The organism is Enterococcus pseudoavium NBRC 100491 (assembly GCF_001544295.1).
Taxonomy (GTDB): domain Bacteria; phylum Bacillota; class Bacilli; order Lactobacillales; family Enterococcaceae; genus Enterococcus_A; species Enterococcus_A pseudoavium.
Genome location: NZ_BCQF01000001.1, coordinates 73,563 through 93,986, shown reverse-complemented (window position 1 = coordinate 93,986; position 20,424 = coordinate 73,563). Strand labels below are relative to the sequence as shown.

The window sequence follows — 20,424 nt, the reverse complement described above, 5'->3', positions numbered from 1 at the left end:
GATTTCCTGAGGAATTTTTAGGAGGAACATTTTGTATTTAAAACGTATTGAAATCGCCGGTTTTAAATCCTTTGCTGATCGAACAAAAATCGAATTTGAGCAAGGAGTAACAGCGGTTATTGGACCAAATGGTAGTGGAAAAAGCAACATCACCGAAGCGATTCGCTGGGTTTTAGGCGAACAATCTGCCAAAAGTTTACGTGGGGGGAAGATGCCGGATATTATTTTTGCCGGCTCGGATTCCCGTAAACAATTAAATATTGCGGAAGTAACGGTGGTATTAGATAACACGGATCACTACTTGCCCTTGGCTTTTAGTGAAGTCAGCGTGACCCGACGTTATCGGCGGACGGGAGAAAGTGACTTTTTTATCAATAAAAAGGCTTGCCGTTTGAAAGATATTCAAGAGTTATTTATGGATTCAGGCTTAGGCAAAGAATCTTTTTCGATTATTTCTCAAGGGAAAGTTGAAGCGATCTTTGCCAGTAAACCAGAAGACCGTCGAGGGATTTTTGAAGAAGCCGCAGGTGTTTTGAAATATAAACAGCGCAAACGGAAGGCCGAGCAGAAACTCTTCGAGACCGAGGATAATCTAAGTCGGGTCCAAGACATCGTTTATGAATTAGAAGATCAGCTGACTCCTTTAGCTGCCCAAAGTGAAGCGGCCAAGGAGTTTTTAGCGCTAAAAAAAGAATTAACCGCTACCGATGTTAGTTTGACAGTAGCAAAAATCAAACAAACGCGGGAAGTTTGGCAAGCCTCTAAAACGGACTATGAGGAGCTAGCAAAAACAGCCGAAGAAAAAAATCGTTTTATCCAACAAACGGAAAAACAATTAGGTCGGCTGCGGGAAAAACGTGGATCACTTGATGAACAGTTGGAAACCGGGCAACAACAACTGCTACATTTAGTTGAAGCGTTAAAGCAGACAGAGGGTCAAAAGGAATTATTAAGTGAACGCTCAAAAAATACCCAAAAAACTAGTACCGAGTATCGGGTAGCCTTAAACGAGCAGCAGAAGAAAAAAACAGAGGCTGAATTAAACTTGCAGGATGTTCAAACTCAGCAAAAGGAAAAACAAGCGGAGAAAGCAGCCTTAGCAGCGAAAATCCAGCAGTTGCAAGCCGAAGCAGAAAAATATCAAAAATCGCCGAAAGAATTGTTGGAAGATTTACGCGGGACGTATGTCGAGTTAATGCAGGAGTCCGCCAATGTCAGTAACGACTTGAAGTATTTAGAACGACAGTATACCCAAGAAACGACTAAAAATCAGCAAAGTCTCACTAAGTTTGAGGACTTGCAGCAGCAATTGACGAAATTGACAGAGGAAAAAACGGCAACCCAAGCAAAGACGCAAGCATTAGCGGCACGTTTAGCGGAAGAGCAAGAAAATTATCGCCGTTTGACTGCAGAAAAAAATACGGCTCAAGAACAATTCCAAAAAGAGCAGCAACTGATGTATGACTTAATGAGCCAAGTTCAGCAGGCTCGGGCACGTCAAAAGAGTTTACAAGAGATCCAAGAAAACTACAGTGGTTTTTATCAAGGAGTCCGTAGTGTCTTACAGCATAAAGATCAGCTAAGTGGCATTGTTGGTGCGGTGGCCGAATTGATCGAAGTACCAGCTGAATATGCCTTGGCGATTGAAACAGCCTTAGGGGCAGCGGCGCAACACATCATTGTTGAAACGGAAAAGGATGCGCGTCAAGGAATCACGTTTTTAAAACAACAGCGCAGTGGTCGTGGGACTTTCTTGCCGCTAACGACGATTAAACCCCGTAGTTTAAGTGCTTTGCATTATCAAGCAATCAAAGATGAGGACGGTTTTTTAGGTGTTGCTAGTGAGCTAGTCGCTTTTTCTGAAAAGGTTACACCAGTGATGCAAAATTTATTAGGAGCAATCGTGATCGCTCGTGATTTGGACAGTGCCAATCATTTGGCCCGTCAGCTGCGCTATCAAGTTCGAGTCGTTTCTTTAGCGGGTGATGTGATGAATGCCGGCGGTTCGATGACCGGTGGTGCCACCAAGCAAGGAAATCGCGGGAATCTCTTTAATCAAGGACGTGAATTAGCCGAATGGACTAAGCGCTACGAAGAGATCAATCAAGCGCTGCAAGCAAAAGAACAAGTGGTTCATCAACTGCAGACGCAAGTAGCAGAACAGACGGAAGCACTAGAAGAATTAAGAACTCAAGGCGAGCAAACGCGCTTGGCCTATCAAGAAGTGCAAAGCGTTGAAGAACGAGTTGCGAATGATTTGGCTCGTTTACAAAAAGAACAAACGCTGTTTTCTTATGAAGCCAAAGAATTAGAAAGTTTTTTGACAGAGTATCAAACGCAAAAGATCGCCTTGGAAAATCAGCAAGTTACATTGAAAGAACGGCAAGATCAAATCAATCAAGAAATTCAGCAGCTGAATGCGGAAAGTGATTTGTTGGAAGAACGCCGTGCCAGCATTAATACCGACTTGAGCCGTTTGCAGGCAGATTACGCTGTATTGGATGAACGCTTGCTTTACTTAGAACGACAAGCGTTAGGTTTCGAAGAACAGCTCAAGGAATTAACCCTGCAGATCGCTAGTCTAGAAAACCAACTATTGGCGTTATCTAGTGATTCTTCTGGTCATGAGGAATCAGAAGAAAGCTTGAATCAGCGCTTGACGGAGTTAGCGACTGCCAAAGAACACCTGCAGGAACAGTTAACGATTTGGAAAGAAACGCGCCAGAGCTTGCAGCAGCAAGTGGATCAAGCGGATAATGCGTTGACCGAAGCCAATCGTGAACAAAAAAGTTTGTTGGCGCGTCAGTCTCAAGCGGATGTTCAAAAAAATCGTTACGAATTAAAATTGGATAGTGCGTTGACCTATTTGCAAGAAGAATATAGTTTAACCTTTGAAGGTGCTGCGGACCAAGCTGATCCTGAGATTGACCAGCAAGCTGCCCAAAAAGAAGTCAGCCGCTTGAAACAAGCGATTGAAAAATTAGGCCCAGTCAACTTAAATGCTATCGAACAATATCAGCAAGTCGAAGAACGTTACGATTTCCTGACGACTCAACGAGATGATTTGCTGTCCGCTAAAGAGCAGCTCTTTGAAACGATGGACGAGATGGATGACGAAGTGAAAACTCGTTTTTATACGACGTTCCAAGCGATTCGCGAAAAGTTCAAGCTCGTTTTTCCCAATATGTTTGGGGGCGGTCGAGCAGAATTAGTTTTGACCGATCCAACGGACTTGTTGAACACAGGAATTGAAATTGAAGCGCAACCGCCAGGTAAAAAGCTGCAAAGTTTATCGTTGCTTTCCGGTGGTGAACGAGCATTGACGGCAATCGCCTTATTGTTCTCGATCATTCAAGTTCGCCCAGTTCCATTTTGTGTCTTGGATGAAGTGGAGGCGGCATTGGATGATGCCAATGTCATCCGTTTTGGTCGCTATTTAAGTGCTTTTCAAAATGATACGCAATTTATCGTTGTCACCCATCGTAAAGGTACGATGGAGGCAGCCGATGTACTTTATGGCGTAACGATGCAAGAGTCCGGCGTTTCGAAAATTATTTCGGTGCGTTTGGAAGAAGTCAAAGAAGATGGAAAATTTCCAACAGGAGAAGGAGAACCGCTAAAATGATAAAAATGATCGCAATTGATTTAGATGGTACCTTATTGACCGATGCCAAGACGATCTCTGATAAAAACAAAGAAATCCTAGCCCAGGCTAAGGCTCGAGGGATAAAGGTCGTCATCTGTACAGGCCGCCCGCTGATTGCCATTAAGGATTACTTGGCAGAATTAGATTTATTGAACGCGGATGATTATTCAATTACCTTTAACGGGGGCTTGATCCAGACCAATACCGGTGAGATCTTAGGTAAAACAGCGATGGAACTTACGGATGTCCAACACATTTATCAACTGTTGACAAAATTAGCCTTACCGATGGATGTCTTATCAGACGCTTTGTGTTTCCAACTTGAAACGGCACCGGAGCACCCCTCAATCTACCCGACGATGAATAAAGCCTTGACCTTTGTTCCTAAAACGATAGAAACATTAGAAGTAGACGCTTTGTATAATAAAGTGGTCTCAGCGATTGATGTTGAATACCTCGATCAAAAGATGCAATTGATTCCGGTTGAGGAAACTGAGCGTTATGAAATCTTTAAAACCCGACCTAATTTATTGGAATTTATGCCAAAGGGTGTAACGAAGGCTTTCGGTTTGTCCGTTTTAGGTGAACATCTAGGGATTGAAGCCAATGAGATGATGGCTTTAGGAGATGAAGCGAATGATCTATCCATGATCAATTATGCTGGAATGGGCGTAGCGATGGAAAATGCGACTGAGGGAGTGAAGTCAGCGGCGAACTTCGTAACGAAAACGAATCAAGCCGATGGGGTTGCCCATGCCATTCAAAAAATTATTTTCGATGAATTGCAATAGAAGGGGGAGTTTAAATGGGATTATTTGATCGAATAAAAAAAGCTTTCACAGGTGAGCCAACTGAAGAACCTGAAAAGAAAGTGGATGTACCGGAAGAGACGGAAGCCCCAACTGAAGTGGCAGCTGATAATGAGCTTCATGAGTCAACTAGCATTGAAACCAGCAGTGTTGATACCGCGATAAATTCAGTGGAAGAAGCCACAAATGAACCGGCAGATGAAGAAAATGATAAGCGAAATGCTGAGGATGTGGCTCTGACGGATCTTTCTCCTGAGATGCAGGAGACCGCCGAGCAAACAGTGGAGTCGTCGGAAGAGCAAATCACGGATGAAACAACCGAACCGGAAACAATCGAAGTGCTTGAAGAAGAGACTCCGGAGCTTGAAGCGGTTGAAGTAGAAGTGGCAGCATCTGAGCCTTTGGCCGAACCTGAAGTAGAGGAGCTTGCCGAAGCGTCAGAGTCAATTGCGACCGAAACAGTTCAAGAAAAATATGATAAAGGGTTGGAAAAAACCCGTAAATCTTTCGGGGAACGAATGAATGAGTTATTTGCTCGTTTCCGCCGCGTAGATGAAGACTTTTTCGAAGAATTAGAAGAAACCCTAATTGGTGCCGATGTTGGTTTTGATACCGCGATTAAATTGACGGATTCGCTACGGCAGGAAGTTAAATTGAAAAATGCCAAGAAGCCTGCTCAGATTCAAAATATCATTATTGAAAAACTAGTCGATATTTATGAAGCAGAAGGGATCAATGAGATCAATAAGATTAACTTGCAACCAGATGGTTTAAGTGTCATCTTATTTGTTGGCGTTAACGGTACAGGGAAGACCACGAGTATCGGCAAGCTTGCGAAGCAATACAAGAATGAAGGTAAGAAAGTCTTGCTGGCTGCGGCGGATACTTTCCGAGCGGGTGCCATTGATCAGTTGGTCGTTTGGGGCGAACGTTCGGGAGTTGAAGTTGTCCGCGGCAATGCCGGTGGGGATCCAGCAGCAGTGGTCTTCGATGCGGTCGATAAGGCGAAAAAAGAAAACTATGATATCTTGCTGATTGATACGGCTGGACGTTTACAAAATAAAGTGAATTTGATGAATGAGCTGGAAAAAATCAAACGTGTGATTCAGCGCGAGTTTCCAACGGCCCCCCATGAAGTTTTACTAGTCGTGGATGCAACAACGGGCCAGAATGCGTTAGTCCAAGCGCGTCAGTTTAAAGAAACGACGGATGTTACTGGTTTAGTTTTGACGAAGCTGGATGGTACCGCAAAAGGGGGGATTGTGTTAGCAATTCGAAATGAACTGCATCTGCCGGTGAAATTAGTAGGTCTAGGTGAAGGTATTGACGATTTGGAAGTCTTTGATCCAAATGATTTTGCGGTTGGCCTGTTTAAAGGATTATTGAAAGAAGTGTAAATAAAGAACTGTTGAGTTTTCTCAACAGTTCTTTTGTGTATTTTGAAAATAAGGTGGAACATGCAAACTGACTTTATTTTGTCGGGTATTGGCATCCATCAGCTGATGGGTATCGCAATGGAATTGGTGCTGACGATGGGGGCGTAACATAGTCAATGTTTCTTCGTCCTTATGGCACAGATGCGACGTTTCATTCATAACTAACGACTCTTTCTCTTTCATAGATGCGACCTCCATTTCTTTGAATAAAAGCATCAAGTGAATCTCCGCACAATTAATTTATTGTTATTATTATTTAATCATATTTTAATCTTAAATGCTATACTTTTTTTTAAGCATTTCCGTTCTGTTTCTGGAGGTTCTTCTATATAATGTAGCGTGGGAGGCTATGAACAATGAATACAAAAAAAATGATGATACAAGAAAAGGTCAAACCCTTCTTGTTACAAGCACGTTATGGGATTGAAAAGGAGAGCCAGCGAGTAACCTTGGCTGGTGATTTGGTGCGGACTGATCATCCGGCCAATGTGGGCAATCGCAGTTTTCATCCTTATATCCAAACAGATTTTTCTGAATCACAATTAGAATTAATCACACCTGTGACTGAGTCAGTCGAAGAAGTATTGGCCTACTTAGAAGCAATCCATGATGTGGCACAGCGGAGTATGGCTAAAGATGAAATGATGTGGCCGTTTTCCATGCCGCCAGCATTGCCTGAAAAAGAGGAAGATATTCAAATTGCTAAGCTAGAAAGTCATGCAGATGTTTTATATCGCCGCTATTTAGCCAGAGAATATGGCAAACGGAAGCAAATGGTGAGCGGGATTCATTTCAATTTTGAATATGGTTTAGATTTGGTTAACCAATTGTTCTTAGCCCAAGACGAAGAAGCTTCACTAGAAAACTTTAAAACGCGTCTATACATGAAGATTGCTCGTAATTTTCTACGCTATCGCTGGTTGTTGACTTATTTATTTGGTGCCAGCCCACTAAGCGAAGCGCGTTATTTTGATGAGGAAGATCGTCCGAATGAGCCAGTTCGCAGTATTCGAACGAGCCATTACGGCTATGTCAATAAAGCAGATGTCCAAGTTTCTTATGAAAGTTTAGCCCGTTACAGTGAAGATTTGGCAGAAAATGTCGCTCAAGGCCGTTTATCAGAGGAAAAAGAGTTTTATGCACCGATTCGTTTGCGGGGTGGGAAAAAAGTTGCTGATCTTTTCCATACAGGTATTCGTTATGTAGAATTACGGAATATCGATTTGAATCCGTTTGATCGGGTAGGAATCGATGCTGATGAGATTGAGTTTATTCATTTATTTATGCTCTATTTATTATGGGCAGAGGAAAAATTATCCGCGGATGAATGGGTAGCTGAGGGGAATCGAATCAGTGATGCCGTCTCATTGGAACATCCGGCTAAAGCAACAGCTTATGAAGCTGAAGGCCAACGGATCTTTACTGAAATGTTGGAAATGATCAATGAATTAGAATTAGACGGTGCCGAACGAGTAAAAAAATATCAGGCGTGGTTAGAACATCCGGAAGAAACATTGGCTGCCAGAATTCTGGCTTTGGACGAAGCTGAGGGGCAAGCTGCTGTGGCTACTGAATTGGGCCGGAAATTCTATGATCAAGCTTGGGCACGCCCTTACCAATTGGCGGGTTTCCGTGAAATGGAACTATCAACACAAAATCTTTTGTTTGATGCGATGCAAAAGGGAATTGAAACAGAAGTGCTAGATCGTCAAGATCAGTTCGTGAAGCTACAACATCAAGAGCATCAAGAATTAGTTAAGAATGGCAATATGACCAGTAAAGATACTTATATTGCTCCACTGTTGATGGAAAATAAGACAGTCACTAAAATCATGCTGGAGCGAGCGGGTTTTCGCGTGCCGGAAGGTGAGACGTTTAATTCGCTAGAGGCCGCTAAAAAGGCATATCCACGTTTTGCCCAAAAAGCTTTTGTCATTAAGCCTAAATCAACCAATTACGGGTTAGGGATTACGATTTTTAAAGGCGAGACGTCTATCACGGATTTCAATACGGGATTGGCGTTAGCCTTTGCAGAAGATGCTGAAATTATCATTGAAGAATTTCTGCCAGGAACGGAATACCGTTTCTTCGTAATTGATCACAAAGTGAAGGCGGTCTTGTTGCGGATTCCCGCCAATGTGATCGGAGACGGTGAAAGAACCATTGCAGAATTAGTGGCTGAAAAAAATGAAAGTCCTTTGCGGGGGCTGAATCATCGTTCTCCGCTGGAAAAAATTCAATTAGGTGAGTTGGAACAATTGATGTTAAAAGAGCAAGGCTTGAACATTGATAGTGTGCCGGAAAAGGGCCAACAGGTCTTCTTACGTGAAAACTCGAATGTCTCAACTGGTGGAGATTCAATCGATGTAACCGATGAGATGCATGAGAGTTATAAAAAAATAGCGGTCGCTGCGGTAGATGTCTTAGGGGCTCGGATCAGTGGGATCGATTTGATCATCCCAGATAAAAACAAACCGTCTGAATCAAAAGACGACTACGGCATTATTGAAGCCAACTTCAATCCAATGATGCACATGCATATTTATCCTTACAGCGGAAAAAGTCGCCGTTTGACGTTAGATGTGTTGCGCTTCTTATATCCTGAAATGACTATATAAAAAATAACCCCATGCTGGATGGACAGTCTGGGGTTATTTTTTATAATATTCGTGAATGAAGCTTTTGATTTCACTTAATGAATCAGAAAATAGTGCTAATGATCGGTCTTCTTTTGATAAAAATGCCTGTTCCACCATTTGATCAAAAAAATTTTGCAACGGGTCGTAATAATGATTAACGTTAAAAAAGATACACGGTTGATCGTTTTGCCCGATTCTGGCCCAAGAATAAGCCTCGCTGATTTCTTCCAGTGTCCCGACACCGCCAGGTAAAGCTAAACAAACATCGCTGGCTGCCAGCATTGCCTTTTTTCGTTCGGTCATATCAGCGACGGTGATCATTTGGGAGATTCTTGGGTGAATCCGCTCGCGATTTTGCAGAAATTCAGGCATGACCCCAATTACGGTTCCGCCTTTGTCTAAGACACTGTCAGCGATGATTCCCATCAAGCCCAGCTTGCTACCACCATAAACAAGTTCATAATCCTGTTCAACAATCCAATGCCCGAGTGCAACTGCGGCTACTTGAAAGGCTGGATCACCTCCCAAGTGAGCCCCACAATATACCGCAATTCGCATACAATCGCCTCCTGGTTCATCCGCGCGTTTGATTTTAGTCATTTAATTCAATCGTCTGCTTTGTTTCTTCCACTATCAGTCCCGTTTTTGCTTCCCACCAGGCTTTCATTTCTTTTCCATAGCTGTCAGGAAACTGATTGACTGTTTCAATGAGTGGTTCTCCTTGAATTTTAGCATGAGGGAAATTCATGGCTAAATTAAATTTTAGTTCTGTTAGCAGGCTGTAGTACTGGAACATCATATAATACATTTCTTCGTCATCCCCGCTGGCTAAGACTAACGCTGCTCGATCCAACATAAATCCTAAACTGCGCATCATAAATAAAAAACCTGGCAATTCTTCCCTTTCAATATCATCGACTTCTTTCAAGATATCGATGTGTAAATCAAGCGCTTGCAATAAATCGGTTTGTAGATTTTGATACGTGACCATCACGATCCACCCCTTTAAATTCTTTTAATTTAAGTATAGCACAGACCGAAAAAAAACTAATTATTGACTCAGCATTTAACTCGCATTATTGCGTCGAGTTGTGTAAAGTAAACGGGAAGAAGGAGGCGGCGAGATGGGGAAATTAGCCGTAGTCACAGATCTGCATGCAGATATTAATCACTTTGGTGTTGAAGAATTAACTCAACTGTTTGAATTATTGACTGAAGAAGGGATAACGCGCCTGCATTTTGCTGGCGATACGGCCAATAAAATTGAACAAACCTTAGCAGTCAATCATTTTTTCCGGCAAAGAGGTTTACCTACGACGTTTAATCTAGGAAATCATGAAATGGGGAATATCAAAGGCGAGCAGATGATCGAACATTACCCAGATAGTCATTTTTTAAATTTGCGGTATCTACCGCTGAATCGGCAAACAGTCTTGTTAGGCTTCAACGGTTGGTATGATTACGGCTTTTCTGAGTTGGACGATCCGCAAAAAATTCGTTCAATCAAAAATATTTATTGGTATGATCGGATCATTGAGCGTTTTTCTGATGATCAGACGGTTGACCAATTTCTTTTACAGCAATTACGGAGTGTCCTAGATGATTTAGCTCACAAGAACTATCAAGTCATTTTAGCGACCCACTTTGTACCCAAAGAGGAGTTTATTGTTCATTTGGAAGGCAAGTACCAAGTTTGGAATAAACTGAATGCTTTTTTAGGTTCACAGGCATTAGGTGAATTGTTGAATCAATACGATAATCTTCAACAAGTAGTCTTCGGTCATACTCATCGCCGTTTTGCCGATCAAAGGATTCATGATACGATTTATAGCTGCCGTCCCGTTGGCTATTATTATGAATGGGGGATCACTCGGGAGTTTGTTTTAGCTAATCAGCTGGCTGAGGTTTTTGTCCCAATGAAGATGCGCAGCGTATTGAATAAACATCAAGCAGATTTTGCAGCGTATAAAAAAGTGCATTTAGCCGAAGAATTGCGCCAAGCTCTGACGGTGATTCCTTATTAGACACAGTTTTTTCGATGCGGGCAATTAAAATTTTTAATGATCCTTTACAACAAGGTCATTTTAGTGAATAATCAGCATTTAGCTGAGCTTATGGTGTTGATGGATATGGTAAACTTAGTTTTGATCGGATTATTACATAGCAGTTGATAAGTAGTTGGAAGGACGATGGAAAATGCGTTTAGTGATTGATGGCGATGGTTCGCCAGTAAAAGAGACGACGATCGCGGTTGCCAAAGAGTATGGATTGAGCGTTGTGATCGTTACCAGCATTGATCATTATTCAAAAAAAGAATATCCAGCATTTGTGGAGTTTATTTATGTCGATCGCGGGGCTGATTCAGCTGACTTTAAAATTGTTTCCGTACTTCAGCCAGAAGATATTTTGATTACGCAAGATTACGGCCTAGCTTCGTTGACACTTGCAAAGGCGGCCCATGTATTACATCAGACTGGTCTGGAATATACCGTAATGAATATTGACTCGTTATTGACACAACGCTTTATTGGAAATAAGATGCGGCAAGCAAAACAGCGCACCAAGGGTCCAAAACCTTTTACCGACGCAGATCGTGCTCATTTTAAGGAAGTGCTGGGAGGGTTCATTCAACAGTCTTTAACGTAATCTAAATGATAAGTTTTGTAATACTTGTAAAATTTCTTTTTGGGGATTTTGATTTTTGTGCTAAAATGTTAGGGATCAGAAAGTAATGGAGGATACTCAGGTGAAAATTATTTTACTTTATGGTGGAAAGAGTCCGGAACATGATGTTGCAATTTTATCGGCTTTTTCAGTTATTTCCGCGGTTTATTTTGACTATTATCAAGTACAGCTTGTTTATATTGATAAAACCGGCCAATGGGTCAAAGGACCATTATTAATGGAAGCACCAGAAACAGATGAGACATTGCGGTTGACTTGGGACCCAACCGGACACGTTGTTGAAGGTTTCAGCGGCAAAGTCATCGCTGCTGGCGATATAAAGGAAGAAAATGCGATTGTATTTCCAGTCTTGCACGGACCAAATGGTGAAGATGGAACGATTCAAGGCTTTTTAGAAACATTAGATATGCCTTACGTAGGGGCTGGCGTGATGACTAGTGCTTGTGCGATGGACAAGATTATGACGAAGTATATCTTGCAGGCAGCTGGGATTCCACAAGTACCTTATGTACCGGTGTTAAAGAATCAATGGAAAGAAAACCCTAAACAAGTTTTTGATAAATGTGAAGGAACCTTGTTGTATCCAATGTTTATCAAACCAGCGAATATGGGTTCTAGCGTCGGAATTAGCCGCGCTGAGAATCGCGAAGAACTACAAAATGCCTTGAAAGAAGCCTATCGGTATGATTCGCGGGCATTAGTTGAACAAGGAATCGATGCTCGTGAAATTGAGGTTGCCGTTTTAGGCAACGATGACGTTCGAACAACGTTGCCTGGCGAAGTCGTGAAGGAAGTAGCCTTCTATGATTACAATGCTAAGTACATCGATAATACGATTCAAATGGCGATTCCAGCAGAAGTGCCGAAAGAAGTGATGCAAAAAGCTCGGGAGTATGCAAAATTAGCTTACACGATGTTAGGCGGATCGGGCTTGAGCCGTTGCGACTTCTTTTTGACCAATAAAAATGAATTATTCTTAAATGAGTTAAATACGATGCCTGGCTTTACTGAGTTCAGTATGTACCCATTATTATGGGAAAATATGGGCTTGAAGTATGGTGATTTGATTGAAGAATTGATTCAATTGGGTCTTAAACGCCATGAATTACAAGCGACGTTTGAATAACCAAGCAGCTGTTTTAGCATAGGCAGGGCTTGAAACATAAGTCTTCACGAATTATGTTTCAAGTTCCTTTTAACTATGCGAAGAAATCGTTAAATGAAACTTTTTAGCTGTCTTATAGTTGTTACAAAGGAGCAGTTGATTGCTATTTTTAAGTTACAAGTAAATACATAAAGCTTTTTTCTAGTAGTCAGAAACAAAAAATTGGGAGGAACACCATGAATTTTTCAACGACAATCATCAGCAGGGCCGTTCAAGGGGAAGTATTGACGGAAAACGAGGTGACCGTTACTGGTGTCGAATTCGATTCACGAAAAATTAAGGCCGGTGATCTGTTTATTCCGTTACAAGGAACTAACGACGGCCATGAGTTTGTAGTAAAAGCAATCGAAAACGGAGCAACTGCAACGCTGTGGAGCCACGCTCCGGAGACTGCGCCTGAAGGTATCGCGGTGATTCTAGTAAAGGATACGCTGCTGGCCTTTCAAGCGTTAGCCAGCTATTATTTATTAGAAGAAAATCCAGATGTGATCGCAATTACTGGCTCGAATGGTAAAACGACGACCAAGGATATGACTGAATCAGTCCTTAGCCAAAAGTTTCGGACATATAAAACACAAGGTAATTATAATAATGATATTGGCTTGCCTTATACGATCTTGCATATGCCGGAAGGAACTGAGAAGTTGATTCTGGAGATGGGAATGGATCACGCTGGCGAGATTAGCGTTTTGTCTGAGTTGGCTGAACCGGATGTTGCCGCCATCACGATCATTGGGGAAGCTCATATTGAAAATTTAGGTTCGCGTGAGAAGATTGCCGAAGCGAAGTTGGAAATTACGACAGGTTTATCGGCAGATGGTCTGTTGATCATTCCGGCAGATGAACCATTATTAGAAGAGCGGACACATTCTTTGTCCCAGACGATTAAGACTTTTGGAATCCAAGAAGGCGATATCGCCGCAACGATTTTAAATGAAAGTAAAGGTGCCACGGTTTTTTCTGTCGATGACACCGGCTACCAAATCCCGCTGCCTGGCAGCTACAACGTCCAAAATGCGTTGATCGCTATGGCAATTGGCCGTTGGTTCGGTTTGAATAACGATGAAATCTTTCAAGGATTGGCATATGTTCAAGTCACTCAAAATCGAACACAGTGGTTGAAAGCTAGCAATGGTGCAGACATTTTAAGTGATGTTTACAATGCGAATCCAACAGCGATGGGACTAGTATTGGATACATTCGCAAAGCTGCCAACTGAAGGTCGCCGTTTGGCCGTCTTGGCGGACATGCTGGAGTTGGGCACTAACTCGTTTTCTCTGCATACCAGTATGGTGGAGCACATCAACGATCAAGATTTCCAAGAGATCTTTTTGTATGGCGATGAAATGAAAGGCTTAAAACTAGCCCTAGCAGATCGTTATCCAACTTTATCAGTCCATTATTTTAGTAAAAATGACAAGTCGCAATTGATGACTGCAATCAAGAACAGTTTGCAAGCAGAAGACAGCATTGTTTTGAAAGGCAGCAACGGAATGGGCTTGATTGAAGTCGTGGAATTTTTGTAGGCGTAGTGAAAACTTGCAGAAAATGAAATGATGTGCTAAAATGAGCCATTGCCGAGAAATGAAGTAATGATTGAATGAGTCATCCAATAAATTAAAGATTCGCTGACGATCGATTCGTCGGCTTACCAATTATTTTAGGAAGTGGTTGGGGCATTTTTCTTAGCGGACGATGTCGCAACCACTTTTTGTGAGAGATGATCCTTCCGCCTGACTTCGCAGAGCGGTTTTTCGGTAGTATCGCCAAGGACGGCAACTATAGGGACAGTTGCAGACCGAACGTGGATACCAGACCATACGCTCTAAATGATAAGGTCAACAGACATTAGGAGGATATCATTTGAAATTCAAAGAACTAAAATTAGCACCAGAATTATTATTAGCGGTTGAACGCGCAGGTTTTGAAGAAGCAACACCGATCCAAGAACAAACGATTCCATTAGCATTAGCAGGAAGAGACGTAATTGGTCAGGCTCAAACAGGGACTGGTAAAACGGCCGCGTTTGGTTTACCAATGTTAGACAAGATCGACACGACCAACAATGCGTTGCAAGGTTTAGTAATCTCACCAACCCGTGAACTTGCGATCCAAACACAAGAAGAATTGTATCGTTTAGGTCGTGATAAAAAAATCCGTGTTCAAGCTGTCTACGGCGGAGCCGATATCGGCCGTCAAATTCGTGGATTAAAAGATCGTCCACATATCGTTGTAGGGACGCCTGGTCGGATGCTAGATCATATCAACCGTCACACCTTGAAATTAGAAACAGTTGAAACACTTGTCTTAGATGAAGCTGACGAAATGTTGAACATGGGCTTCTTAGAAGATATCGAAAAAATCATCAGTAAAGTCCCTGCAGAACGCCAAACATTGTTGTTTTCAGCAACAATGCCTGATGCAATCAAAAAAATCGGCGTGAAGTTTATGAAAAATCCTGAACATGTGAAAATCAAAGCCAAAGAAATGACGGCTGATTTGATCGATCAATATTATGTTCGGGCGAAAGATTATGAAAAATTTGATGTTATGACTCGCTTGTTTGATGTTCAAACGCCCGATTTAGCTATTGTCTTCGGACGTACAAAACGCCGTGTTGATGAATTGGCACGCGGATTAGAAGCACGTGGTTACAAAGCAGAAGGCATCCACGGTGACTTGTCGCAACAAAAACGGATGAGCGTATTGCGTTCATTTAAACGTGGCGATTTAGATATCTTAGTAGCAACAGACGTTGCCGCACGTGGTTTGGATATTTCAGGTGTTACACACGTGTACAACTATGATATTCCACAAGATCCAGAAAGTTATGTTCACCGGATCGGCCGGACTGGTCGTGCTGGTAAAGGTGGTATGTCGGTAACATTCGTTACACCAAACGAAATGGGCTACTTGCACGTGATCGAAAACTTGACGAAGAAACGCATGAACCCAATGCGTCCGCCAACCGAAAAAGAGGCCTTCAAAGGTCAATTAGGCGCAGCGATGGAACAAATCCAAAGCCAAATGGAAGAAAATTCTGACAGCCTAGAAAAATACAATGAATCAGCCAAAGAATTATTAGCAACTTATTCACCAGAAGAGCTTGCGGCTTTATTATTGAAGACGACAGCCAAAGATCCTGCTGATGCCGTTCCTGTGAAAATCACACCGGAACGCCCATTGCCTTCAAATAAAAAAGGCGGCTTTAATCGTGGCGGCGGCAAACGTGGCGGTGGGAATAACCGTGGCGGCAGCCGTGGCAAGGATAACTACCGTAAAGACCGTGGTGGTGACCGTGACCGTAACAAAAATAAAAACTACGGGAACAACAAGCAACGCAGCAACAACAAAAATACGAATCACAGCAATGACAAGAAACGTGGCTTCGTGATCCGTAACAACTCAAACGATTAATTGTGTGACTGATTAAAGCCATCAATCTTTTTGATTGATGGTTTTTTATTTGATTTAAAAAAGGTTGTAAGAATTATTTAAAAAAAATCGTAGCATTTAAAAAAGTCTTTGGTAAAATAAAGGTATTATGTGAAAGGGTTGAAAATATGATCAAAGGGATCGGAATTGATGCGACAGAGCTGGACCGGGTCGCAAAAATTATCGAACGGCGGCCACATTTTGTGGAACGGATATTAACTCCGGCAGAACAAACCCTTTTTGCTAGCCATTCTCCCCATCGTCAGGTAGAATTTTTAGCAGGGCGATATGCGTGCAAAGAAGCATTTTCTAAAGCGTGGGGAACTGGGATCGGAAAAGTTAGTTTTCAAGATTTAGAGATTTTACGCGATGACAATGGAGCACCCGCCTTTACCAAATCACCTCATCAGGGGAAAGTTTTTGTCAGCTTGACCCATACAGAGGACCTAGCGATTGCACAAGTATTGCTAGAAGAATAGAAAGAAGGATACTTAGTTTATGGTTGTTACCTATCATCGACCTACAAGAGCTATCATACATAGGAAAGCATTAAAAGAAAATATCAAACATGAAGTGGAGCGTTTGGCAGCAGGAGTTGAATTGTTTGCGGTCGTTAAAGCCGATGGCTACGGTCACGGAGCAGTCGCAACGGCACAAGTTGCACTAGCTGCAGGTGCCACCGGATTTTGTGTCGCAACGTTAGATGAAGCGATCGAATTGCGGGAAGCCGGTATTACTGAACCAATCTTAGTGTTAAGCGTCGTTTTTCCAAGTTATTTGTCTCTAGTAGTGGACTATGATTTATCAATCACAGTTGCTACCAAAGACTGGTTGATGGAAGCGCAAGAAGTTTTGAAAGATTTAGAAGAAACAACCGCACCGATTAAGCTCCACATCAAAGTTGATACAGGAATGGGACGGATCGGCTTCCTAACACCTGCGGAGGTCAAAGAAGCAGCAGAAATGATCGAAGCTTCCCCCAATATGATTTGGGAAGGCTTGTTTACACATTTTTCCACGGCAGATGAAAAAGATACTGCTTATTGGCATAAACAGGCAGAGCGTTTTAAAGCGGTCACAGATACGCTAGACCATTTACCGCGTTATGTTCATTCGAGTAATAGTGCGACCGCTTTGTGGCATGATACAGAAATGCCTGGAAACATGATTCGGTACGGTGTCGGGATGTACGGCTTGAATCCATCAGGTCATGAATTGCCAGAGACTTATCCTTTGAAACCTGCACTGGAACTAGTTTCTGAATTGATCCAAGTAAAAGAATTGGCAGCCGGTGAAGGTGTTGGTTATGGGAAGACCTATGATACTTCGGAAAAAGAGTGGATCGGAACGGTTCCAATCGGTTATGCGGATGGCTGGCTACGCAAAATGCAAGGTTTTTCATTATTGGTTGAAGGTGAGTTTTGTGAAATTATTGGACGTGTTTGTATGGACCAGTTGATGATTCGCTTGCCACGGGAGTTTAAAGTTGGAACAAAAGTTACCTTAATCGGTAAAAACAATGGTCAAGAGATTACGATGCAAGCTGTAGCCGATCATTTAGCAACAATCCATTATGAAGTTTGCTGCATGCTTTCAGAGCGTGTGCCAAGAATTTATCAAGAATAATCAAATAAAAATACTTATGATCTTTGGGAGGAAAATTATGGTTAAACGTGGTGATATCTATTTTGCAGATTTATCGCCAGTTATTGGTTCTGAACAAGGGGGGATTCGCCCGGTGTTAGTGATTCAAAATAATTTGGGTAATCATTTCAGCCCAACAATTATTATCGCAGCGATCACAGCTCAAATGGCGAAGCCTAAACTGCCAACCCATATCGGAATCAAATCAAACGACACAGGAATTGAACGGGATTCAGTAATTTTATTGGAACAAATTCGTACAATTGATAAATCACGGTTGAAGGAAAAGGTTTGTCATTTGGATCATTGTTTGATGGCAGAAGTCGATGCAGCCCTACAGATTAGTGTCGGAATTGAAGGTTTGTCGGCAGTTGCACCGAATTTTACATAAAGTAGATATTTGTGGCTTAAAAGGGGGCGGTGATACACTGCGCCCTTTTAAATTGTTCAAAACTAGCGTAATGAGGAAGCTCGAACAACTATATGGATTTTCCCAAAATTTTTAGTGGTGATTCTAAAAAAGGGTTACAACTTCTACTGGGGCTCTCAAGCCTTGATAGGTCTACAGCCAAAAAGGATACAACGATTCGTTGTGTCCTTTTTTGGCTGTGCACCGAATTTTCGATCATCGATTTCGTAGTAAACTTAAAGTTTTCCATTGTATAATAAGTGTAATGAAAGAGAAAAGAAATGAGGGGAGTATGATGGTCGAAATCGGTGAACAACTTAGATATTTTCGACAAAGAAAAAAGCTGAGCCAGAAACAAATTGCAGAACTGCTACATGTTACACCGCAAACAATTTCTAAGTGAGAATTGAACAAGAGTACTCCTGATTACAATCAACTGATTGCCTTAGCAAGCTTTATCGGAAAAGTATTACGGTTCTCTTAGGACAAGCTGAGCCTAGTTTTTTAGACTATTTAGCAGATTCGTAGAATATTTACACTAAGTACGCACTAAATGAGCGATGGGTTTCGAAAGGGGAAGGGAATCATGGAGCGGATTCAGAAAATCAATAAATTACTTTTGATTACCTATAATTTAGGTGGTATATGTTTGATGATAATTGGAGCGATGGTCGGTGTACCAGGGCCGCCTGGCTACGTTCCAACAGGGATAAAAATTATCACATTATTTGTTTTTACAACAATGATCAGCGCTCATATCCTTCGCTATATTTTGAAAAAAAGATTGGAAAGAGCAGGCTGAAAAATAGCCTGTTTTTGTTATTTTCGATCCAGTCTGTTGATTTGCCTGGGGGTTAAAGACTGAAGTAAACGTAAAAAATAAAAATAATGGAATCGTTAAACAATACTATTATTTATTGATTTAAGTTAACTAAAATTCAGCGTTCTTCTCGTTTTGGCACAATTATTTTATGATATAATGACAAAAGAATACTATAATATATGAGAATGTATTTTGTTTGAATAATTTTTATAATTGATTGTGGAGGGGATTATTGTGCGAAGATTACTTAAAAACACAACCCAACGACGGTTGGCCATTATCGGTATTTTACGAGACTTGATTGGATGGCAAAATCCAGAAATGGTTGCAGAGTTATTAGACTGTTCAGTAAAAACGATTTTAACGGATGTCGAAGCGATCAACGATCTTTGGAGCGAACATGTCGGTATCGAGTATTCTCGTACAAATGGTTTGCGTTTAAATAATGCGCTGCACAATAAGACCCGGCAATTGGCTCGGAATTTAATGGAAGAATCGGAAGCTTTTATTTTTTTAGAGCGGCTCTTTTTTCGTCCCAATGAAGATATGGATTACTGGATTAACGAATTGTATATTAGTGAAGCAACCTTTTATCGAATGCTTAAGCAGATCGACAGAGTTTTGCAAGACAAAGGCTTAACCTTAGAGCGCAAGCCTTTCCAGATTACAGCGGAAAAGGAACGGTGGGTCCGAGTCTTTTATGTTCAATTCTTTTTGGAAAAATATGGCTTGAATGAATGGCCTTTTGAAGTTGATCGCGGAAAGATCATTGAGTTTATCAAAACTGCCAATGATTCTTTCGGGATTGTCTATAACGACCGAGAAATGTTGGAGAGCAGTTATTTGTTGGCGATTATCATCGTTCGGACTTCACAAGGATTTGTCTTATCGGAAAAAGAACGATTAGGTTTGAGTCCCGAGTTGATGGAGGAGCTGTTTACCTTGCGGCCGGCTGCTCAAAGAATTCTAGAGGATTCAAATTACATTCTTACGGAACATTGGTATTATGAAGTGGCCAATAGTTTATTTTGTTCTTGTTTCCTGACGCGCTTTGAGCCTAGCTGCCAAATGATTTCAGAACAATTAGTCAGTTTTATCGGTGAGCTGGAGAGTGTCTATGAATTATCATTAGAAGAAATGCAGCGAAAGATTCTTGTTCAAAAACTATTACGAATTCATACGAGTTATCAGGTATATCCCTATACACAATCGATTCTATTTGATTCAGCGGCGTATTTTTCTAGAAATGCTAAGACACAGTATCCCCATTTTACAAAATATGTCCATCAATTACTCTTGCGAATGGAACGTGTTACGGGTGATCCTTGGTTCAGTAGTTTTTATTTTTCAGTGGTTACCGTTCTGTTTAAGGAGTGGCAAGGGTTAGCCCGTTCATTAGACCTTCAATCGACCAAAGTAGAAATTTTAGTCGTGAGCGATTCTGGCAAAAATCATGCGGAAATGCTGGCAGAGTTGATTCAAAGTCGTTTTTATTACCGGGTGGTAACGCAGGTCTATGAAAATTCGGCTTTATCTTTAGAATGCACTGATCATTTTAAGGAATACGATCTAGTGGTTGCCAACTATCCAATTAAGAATTATGCTTATGGAAACTTAAAAATTGTGGATGATTTTCTAACTGAGAGTGACCTCTCAACGATTGGCTCCTATGTAAAAAATATTCGTTAACGAGGATGCTTCTGATCAATCAATCGGTAGGGAATTTTATTTGA

General features: G+C 41.6%; 18 protein-coding genes. 15 read left to right on the top strand and 3 right to left on the bottom strand.

Features of this window, described 5'->3' with window-relative positions; all coding sequences use genetic code 11:
- Positions 1-31 precede the first annotated feature (31 nt).
- The 3 genes from smc to ftsY are packed head-to-tail and all read left to right on the top strand — an operon-like array spanning position 32 to position 5,852.
- On the top strand, positions 32-3,625 hold the full coding sequence (gene smc / locus EP1_RS00395; protein ID WP_067621712.1) for a chromosome segregation protein SMC: 3,594 nt from the start codon (positions 32-34) through the stop codon (positions 3,623-3,625).
- Positions 3,622-4,437 carry a Cof-type HAD-IIB family hydrolase gene (locus EP1_RS00390; RefSeq protein ID WP_067621711.1) on the top strand — a complete coding sequence of 272 codons (816 nt, stop codon included), beginning with the start codon at positions 3,622-3,624 and terminating at the stop codon, positions 4,435-4,437. Before smc ends, EP1_RS00390 begins: the two co-directional genes overlap by 4 nt.
- A 14-nt stretch (positions 4,438-4,451) precedes the next feature.
- A complete protein-coding gene (gene ftsY / locus EP1_RS00385) occupies positions 4,452-5,852 on the top strand; it encodes a signal recognition particle-docking protein FtsY (protein ID WP_067621710.1) in 1,401 nt (466 codons plus the stop codon).
- Positions 5,853-5,873: 21 nt separating this feature from the next.
- Here the strand turns inward: ftsY and EP1_RS00380 are convergent, their stop codons facing one another.
- The gene (locus tag EP1_RS00380; RefSeq protein ID WP_245630567.1) at positions 5,874-6,050 is read right to left on the bottom strand and encodes a hypothetical protein; all 177 of its coding nucleotides are present in this window, start codon (positions 6,048-6,050) and stop codon (positions 5,874-5,876) included.
- 197 nt (positions 6,051-6,247) lie between these two features.
- Here EP1_RS00380 and gshAB point away from each other — a divergent pair, with 197 nt between their 5' ends.
- Positions 6,248-8,509, top strand: a complete 2,262-nt coding sequence (gene gshAB / locus EP1_RS00375; protein WP_067621708.1) for a bifunctional glutamate--cysteine ligase GshA/glutathione synthetase GshB — start codon at positions 6,248-6,250, stop codon at positions 8,507-8,509.
- A 33-nt stretch (positions 8,510-8,542) separates the two neighbouring features.
- Here gshAB and EP1_RS00370 read toward each other — a convergent pair whose 3' ends face one another.
- Entirely contained in the window at positions 8,543-9,088 is a 546-nt protein-coding gene (locus EP1_RS00370) for an LOG family protein (protein ID WP_067621707.1), read from the bottom strand.
- Between the two features lie 34 nt (positions 9,089-9,122).
- Positions 9,123-9,521 carry a hypothetical protein gene (locus EP1_RS00365; RefSeq protein WP_067621706.1) on the bottom strand — a complete coding sequence of 133 codons (399 nt, stop codon included), beginning with the start codon at positions 9,519-9,521 and terminating at the stop codon, positions 9,123-9,125.
- Positions 9,522-9,654: 133 nt separating this feature from the next.
- Between EP1_RS00365 and EP1_RS00360 the strand changes: the two genes are divergently transcribed.
- The 11 genes from EP1_RS00360 (at position 9,655) to EP1_RS00310 (ending at position 20,380) form a co-directional block, all read left to right on the top strand.
- Entirely contained in the window at positions 9,655-10,554 is a 900-nt protein-coding gene (locus EP1_RS00360; protein ID WP_067621705.1) for a metallophosphoesterase, read from the top strand.
- A 172-nt stretch (positions 10,555-10,726) separates the two neighbouring features.
- Positions 10,727-11,176: a YaiI/YqxD family protein gene (locus tag EP1_RS00355; RefSeq protein ID WP_067621704.1), complete on the top strand. Its 450-nt coding sequence runs from the start codon at positions 10,727-10,729 to the stop codon at positions 11,174-11,176.
- Between the two features lie 100 nt (positions 11,177-11,276).
- On the top strand, positions 11,277-12,341 hold the full coding sequence (locus tag EP1_RS00350) for a D-alanine--D-alanine ligase (protein ID WP_067621702.1): 1,065 nt from the start codon (positions 11,277-11,279) through the stop codon (positions 12,339-12,341).
- Between the two features lie 215 nt (positions 12,342-12,556).
- Positions 12,557-13,906: a UDP-N-acetylmuramoyl-tripeptide--D-alanyl-D-alanine ligase gene (locus EP1_RS00345; protein WP_067621701.1), complete on the top strand. Its 1,350-nt coding sequence runs from the start codon at positions 12,557-12,559 to the stop codon at positions 13,904-13,906.
- A gap of 337 nt (positions 13,907-14,243) precedes the next feature.
- The gene (gene cshA / locus EP1_RS00340) at positions 14,244-15,797 is read left to right on the top strand and encodes a degradosome RNA helicase CshA (protein WP_067621700.1); all 1,554 of its coding nucleotides are present in this window, start codon (positions 14,244-14,246) and stop codon (positions 15,795-15,797) included.
- Positions 15,798-15,943: 146 nt separating this feature from the next.
- Positions 15,944-16,294, top strand: a complete 351-nt coding sequence (gene acpS / locus EP1_RS00335) for a holo-ACP synthase (RefSeq protein WP_067621698.1) — start codon at positions 15,944-15,946, stop codon at positions 16,292-16,294.
- Between the two features lie 19 nt (positions 16,295-16,313).
- The gene (alr, locus tag EP1_RS00330; protein WP_067621694.1) at positions 16,314-17,441 is read left to right on the top strand and encodes an alanine racemase; all 1,128 of its coding nucleotides are present in this window, start codon (positions 16,314-16,316) and stop codon (positions 17,439-17,441) included.
- Positions 17,442-17,478: 37 nt separating this feature from the next.
- Positions 17,479-17,850: a type II toxin-antitoxin system PemK/MazF family toxin gene (locus EP1_RS00325; protein ID WP_067621692.1), complete on the top strand. Its 372-nt coding sequence runs from the start codon at positions 17,479-17,481 to the stop codon at positions 17,848-17,850.
- A gap of 283 nt (positions 17,851-18,133) precedes the next feature.
- Positions 18,134-18,271, top strand: a complete 138-nt coding sequence (locus EP1_RS13640) for a helix-turn-helix transcriptional regulator (RefSeq protein ID WP_311796520.1) — start codon at positions 18,134-18,136, stop codon at positions 18,269-18,271.
- Between the two features lie 183 nt (positions 18,272-18,454).
- A complete protein-coding gene (locus EP1_RS00315; RefSeq protein ID WP_067621691.1) occupies positions 18,455-18,670 on the top strand; it encodes a hypothetical protein in 216 nt (71 codons plus the stop codon).
- A 255-nt stretch (positions 18,671-18,925) separates the two neighbouring features.
- Complete coding sequence (locus tag EP1_RS00310) at positions 18,926-20,380, top strand: AcpB/EbpR/MafR family transcriptional regulator (protein WP_067621690.1); 1,455 nt, start codon at positions 18,926-18,928, stop codon at positions 20,378-20,380.
- The last annotated feature ends 44 nt before the right edge of the window (positions 20,381-20,424 follow it).

Excerpts from the sequence above, each read along its gene's own strand:
- EP1_RS00390 (WP_067621711.1), top strand. The coding sequence starts at position 3,622 with ATGATAAAAATGATCGCAATTGATTTAGATGGTACCTTATTGACCGAT.
- ftsY (WP_067621710.1), top strand. The coding sequence starts at position 4,452 with ATGGGATTATTTGATCGAATAAAAAAAGCTTTCACAGGTGAGCCAACT.
- EP1_RS00380 (WP_245630567.1), bottom strand. The coding sequence starts at position 6,050 with ATGAATGAAACGTCGCATCTGTGCCATAAGGACGAAGAAACATTGACT.
- gshAB (WP_067621708.1), top strand. The coding sequence starts at position 6,248 with ATGAATACAAAAAAAATGATGATACAAGAAAAGGTCAAACCCTTCTTG.
- EP1_RS00370 (WP_067621707.1), bottom strand. The coding sequence starts at position 9,088 with ATGCGAATTGCGGTATATTGTGGGGCTCACTTGGGAGGTGATCCAGCC.
- EP1_RS00365 (WP_067621706.1), bottom strand. The coding sequence starts at position 9,521 with ATGGTCACGTATCAAAATCTACAAACCGATTTATTGCAAGCGCTTGAT.
- EP1_RS00360 (WP_067621705.1), top strand. The coding sequence starts at position 9,655 with ATGGGGAAATTAGCCGTAGTCACAGATCTGCATGCAGATATTAATCAC.
- EP1_RS00355 (WP_067621704.1), top strand. The coding sequence starts at position 10,727 with ATGCGTTTAGTGATTGATGGCGATGGTTCGCCAGTAAAAGAGACGACG.
- EP1_RS00345 (WP_067621701.1), top strand. The coding sequence starts at position 12,557 with ATGAATTTTTCAACGACAATCATCAGCAGGGCCGTTCAAGGGGAAGTA.
- acpS (WP_067621698.1), top strand. The coding sequence starts at position 15,944 with ATGATCAAAGGGATCGGAATTGATGCGACAGAGCTGGACCGGGTCGCA.
- alr (WP_067621694.1), top strand. The coding sequence starts at position 16,314 with ATGGTTGTTACCTATCATCGACCTACAAGAGCTATCATACATAGGAAA.
- EP1_RS00325 (WP_067621692.1), top strand. The coding sequence starts at position 17,479 with ATGGTTAAACGTGGTGATATCTATTTTGCAGATTTATCGCCAGTTATT.
- EP1_RS13640 (WP_311796520.1), top strand. The coding sequence starts at position 18,134 with ATGAAAGAGAAAAGAAATGAGGGGAGTATGATGGTCGAAATCGGTGAA.
- EP1_RS00315 (WP_067621691.1), top strand. The coding sequence starts at position 18,455 with ATGGAGCGGATTCAGAAAATCAATAAATTACTTTTGATTACCTATAAT.